The organism is Romboutsia sp., assembly GCF_051659545.1.
Lineage (GTDB): Bacteria > Bacillota > Clostridia > Peptostreptococcales > Peptostreptococcaceae > JBOFOR01.
The window spans coordinates 1-4,140 of sequence record NZ_JBOFOR010000151.1; the positions used below are offsets into that span (position 1 = coordinate 1).

The following is a 4,140-nucleotide window of genomic DNA, read 5'->3' on the forward strand; positions in this document are numbered from 1 at the left end:
CTACTTACTATAAAGTTAAAGAAAGTTTAATTAAGTTCAATCTAATTTAATAAAAAATCACCTCCCAAAATTATATTAAATTCATGGGAGGTGATTTTTTATTAATACATATTAATTTACTATTTTATCATAACTCATATAATCAAAACCATTAAAATAAGTTGTACATTTTTCAACTAAAAACTCTATTACTTTGTCTGCCTCTAGTGTTTCATAAAACTCTAACATTAATGAATTATATTCATGCTTTAATCTCGCTGATACTGAAAGTACTCCAATCTTATTTTGTAGTAAAATTAAGTTAGATGTTAATCTAGAAGTCCTTTTATTTCCGTCATAGAAGAATTGACAATAAGATAACCATAAGTTTAATACTATTGCCTTTTCTAATGGATTGTTAATATTTTCAATAAATTTTATATCATTTTCAAATACTTCTTGAAGATCTTTCGCATCTATACATTTATACTCAACAGTACCTGCTATTCCAATATTACCATTTCTAAAATCTCCAACAATTAGAGCTTCATCTCTAGCAACTATATTGTGAATTGAGCATATTGTATCCTTATTTATTTTGATTTCTTCATTGGTACTTAGTTTAAGTATAAAATCCCAAGACTCTTTAATATTTAAAATCTGATTTTGGTCACTAAGTTTATGACCTCCTACTGTTATTCCATCAAGTAAAGTTTGTACTTCTGGAAATGTAAATGGATTATTTTCTAAGCTACCCATATCATATACGAATTCACTTATCATTTGCCTAACATAAGTTAAAATATATCTTTTATCCCCATTAGGTAATATATTTTTAAATGTATATTTATATCTTGGTATAAATGATTGCATTATTACCACCCTTACTATTGTATTTATAATTTATTATATCAAACACTATAGTTTTTAACTACTTATTTATAATTCTTTTACTTTTTCTCTTCTTATACTCCTATATATTAGTACCATACATATTATTATACCTGTATAGCTAATATGTAATATTCGTCGCTTTCTATTTCAGGTAGTATCTCAAATTTATTTTTCTTATTTTTATTTTTTTATCATTTTAGCATTATATTCACTGACTTAATATCAAACCTACCACTATGGTAACTTTGTGATAAATTTTTTATTTGTTCATAGTCTTCATGAGTTTCATCTTTTAATATTTCTAAATACTCATAATAACCCCATTCCCCTCCAATATCTTCTGGAGGAGAGTCTCCATTTCCATCTACACAAACTGCATGGTACTTATCATAATCAAATAAAATATCTTCTACTGAAATAACGTGTATCCAATCATCTCCAAAATCATATCTATATACTATATTTTTATATTTAGGAAGATATTCAGATAAAGATACCTTGGCATCATTCAATGTTTTTATATTATATTCATCTGCAAATTCATCTTCATAACCTATTATTCTCGCCATTTCTTTAGCTTTATCTATAATAGTAAACTCATACAAATGACCGTTATGCCACTGAAATGCTCTTTGCATTACCTTATGTAAATCTCTAAATGTATAATTAAGTGGAACTATTAATTCTCTTGATATATCCATTTTTTCAAAATCTAATCTCGCTTTTATTTTAACTGCCTTACATCTAATAGGTGGCATATTATATAATTTTTCTAATTCTTCATACAGTAGTTCTTTAGGATAAGCATATCCATTAATATTTAGTGGAGCATTATTTGATATCTTTGAAAGTTGATACGGCGATATATCATCACTATTCATTCTGCTATAGTGATTTACATCTTTACCTGCACTATTCATTCTTGCCACTTGTTTTCTATCTTGAGTTGTTGAGAAAGTTATTTCACCTATATCTTCTATGTATTTTAATATTATTTCTTGATTAACACAGTCTATTTCAAAATTTTTTCGTATAGCTTCTACTATTAGATTTTGAATATTTTTAAAGTCCTTTGCTTTAAGTCCATATAATACGACTGTGTATCTAGTTGCATCATTTGTTAGTATTAAAGTTTTTCTTCTATTTATTCTTATTATATTACCATGCCATGAAAATAGTGAATTTAAAACTTTTTCTAAGTCTGGCTTTATATTTAGTTCTTCTTGTAATTTTTTCGTACAGTTTATTATCACTTATTTATATCTCCTTTTAATAAAACTTTTAATTAAATATAGATAATTCTTCAATTAATGCTCTCTTTTGTTTGTGCTTTTGTCTTATGCTTTCGAGTTCTAATTTACAAGATTTTTCATCGTTTAATATATTTATATAAATATCTATCATCTGCCTTATGTATACACTTGATTTTTTATAAATATTTCTATTTCCATTCTTAATCATATCCTCAAATACTTCTTTGTAGTAACTTATAATTTCTCTGGGATAGTTATTTTTTAGTAATGAAGCATATTGGTCTAATATGGTTGTATCAATTTTACCCATATAGTTCTTTTTAGGATTAACTATATGCATTAATATATTTTCATATTTTTTTTCATTAATACAAATCAGTAAATAATCAGATAAATCTTTCTTCTCTATATTATCTAATAATTCTACACTTATATTTTCAAATTGCTCTTTGCTAAATAATGTTTTTAATTTATTATAATAATCATAGTGGTCTTTATGATTATCTGAATCTATTAATCTTAATAATATGGTTTTGCATTTTTCATATTCATTCTTGCTCATGTAGTATTCATAAATATGGTTTAAAACCATAGGCATATTAGATTTTTCTTTTTCTGCAACTTCCAATATTCTAATTATATTATCTTCATCATTTTTATTTATATAGTAACTTATAAGGTACTCAAATAGTTCATCTTTTCTACCTTTTCCTTTTTTGAGTCCATCTTCACAAGTTATTACTGCTTTTCCTATATTATCTTCATAAATATAAAACTCTGCAAGATCCCAAAAATCCATACCTCTGTTTAACTTTTTATTTCTTTCTTGTAGATATTTCTCATTATCCTCTAAATCATCTCTATATATACTTATTATTAAGCTTTGATTATAATCTGTAGGGTCTTCTTTTAACTTATCTACCGCTAAATACCATAGCTCTTTTGTATCACCACATAATGAAAATATCATATCTGTAATAGAATCTTCAAATCCTGAATTTTGTTTATGGTACTCAAAAAATCCTTCTTTTATAATTTTAACTTTTGACTCATTAGGTATTTTTCCTTCTTCATTTAAAAGAATTATATTATCTAGGTATTTTATACATTTGTCTTCTTCATTGTATGGTCCGCCACCATATTCATTGAATTTAGATATTATTTTTTTAGCTTTGTTCCAATAATTTATAGCATTGCATTCGCTTTTTATATTATTATTTAAATTTTTTTCTATGTATTTTTCTATCTCTTTTCTAAATATATGGTTAGATTCTATTAAGTGTTTTAATATTTTGTATAAATCAGATTTAGACATTTCTTTTATTTCTTCTATTAAATCATTTTTTTCCATTTTTAAATACTCCTGTTTTAATCTTGGGATAGGTTATAATTTTAATTTTTGTCTTGCATAATACAGTATATCTTCTATTGATTCCCATACCATGTGTATCCATCTATAATAAATTCACTAAAGAGATGGAACAATTAATTATTTTTCTTCTTGATACTTTTCGCTCTTAATACACCAAACTTCTTGGAATATTAAATTCTCTACACATGGCGCTGATACTGTATTTATTCCTACACAACTTCTAGCTGCATTATGTCCAGCCAATCTACCAATACATATTACTCCTTCGCTCCATCTATAAACATAAATTTTATCCATAGGTTATATGATTATAGTTATTTACCATAATATATCTTTTCTCTAATTAGTTCTATTTTGAGTTTTAGAAAAAATAATTCCTCCAGCTTCTTCTAAGTAAGTTGATATAATATATCTATTTATACAATGTTATATCTAGCAACATCATTTACTAATACTAGGTTTTTTCGTCTGTTTATCTTAATTAGGTTTGCATGCCATGAAAATAGTGGATTATGAACCTCAACTAACTCTGGTTTTATTCCTAATTCATCTTGTAGTTTTTTAGTGCAATTTATTATCATTATTACATACCTCATGTTATTTTTATTTTTAACTATTATTTAGGTAAATACTCACTTTCAT

At 25.1% G+C, this 4,140-nt stretch carries 5 protein-coding genes; all 5 read right to left on the reverse strand.

Annotated features, from left to right (window positions below):
• Window positions 1-111: 111 nt before the first annotated feature.
• Window positions 112-852 carry a Fic family protein gene (locus tag ACRC03_RS08385; RefSeq protein WP_438652112.1) on the reverse strand — a complete coding sequence of 247 codons (741 nt, stop codon included), beginning with the start codon at window positions 850-852 and terminating at the stop codon, window positions 112-114.
• 212 nt (window positions 853-1,064) lie between these two features.
• Window positions 1,065-2,126, reverse strand: a complete 1,062-nt coding sequence (locus ACRC03_RS08390; RefSeq protein WP_438652113.1) for a plasmid pRiA4b ORF-3 family protein — start codon at window positions 2,124-2,126, stop codon at window positions 1,065-1,067.
• 28 nt (window positions 2,127-2,154) lie between these two features.
• Entirely contained in the window at window positions 2,155-3,477 is a 1,323-nt protein-coding gene (locus ACRC03_RS08395; protein WP_438652114.1) for a hypothetical protein, read from the reverse strand.
• Window positions 3,478-3,615: 138 nt separating this feature from the next.
• Window positions 3,616-3,795 (reverse strand): hypothetical protein, encoded by a 180-nt coding sequence (locus ACRC03_RS08400; RefSeq protein ID WP_438652115.1) that lies wholly within the window; start codon window positions 3,793-3,795, stop codon window positions 3,616-3,618.
• Window positions 3,796-3,914: 119 nt separating this feature from the next.
• Window positions 3,915-4,079 carry a DUF6933 domain-containing protein gene (locus tag ACRC03_RS08405; RefSeq protein ID WP_438652116.1) on the reverse strand — a complete coding sequence of 55 codons (165 nt, stop codon included), beginning with the start codon at window positions 4,077-4,079 and terminating at the stop codon, window positions 3,915-3,917.
• Window positions 4,080-4,140 lie beyond the last annotated feature (61 nt).

Excerpts from the sequence above, each read along its gene's own strand:
- ACRC03_RS08405 (WP_438652116.1), bottom strand. The coding sequence starts at position 4,079 with ATGATAATAAATTGCACTAAAAAACTACAAGATGAATTAGGAATAAAA.
- ACRC03_RS08385 (WP_438652112.1), bottom strand. The coding sequence starts at position 852 with ATGCAATCATTTATACCAAGATATAAATATACATTTAAAAATATATTA.
- ACRC03_RS08400 (WP_438652115.1), bottom strand. The coding sequence starts at position 3,795 with ATGGATAAAATTTATGTTTATAGATGGAGCGAAGGAGTAATATGTATT.
- ACRC03_RS08395 (WP_438652114.1), bottom strand. The coding sequence starts at position 3,477 with ATGGAAAAAAATGATTTAATAGAAGAAATAAAAGAAATGTCTAAATCT.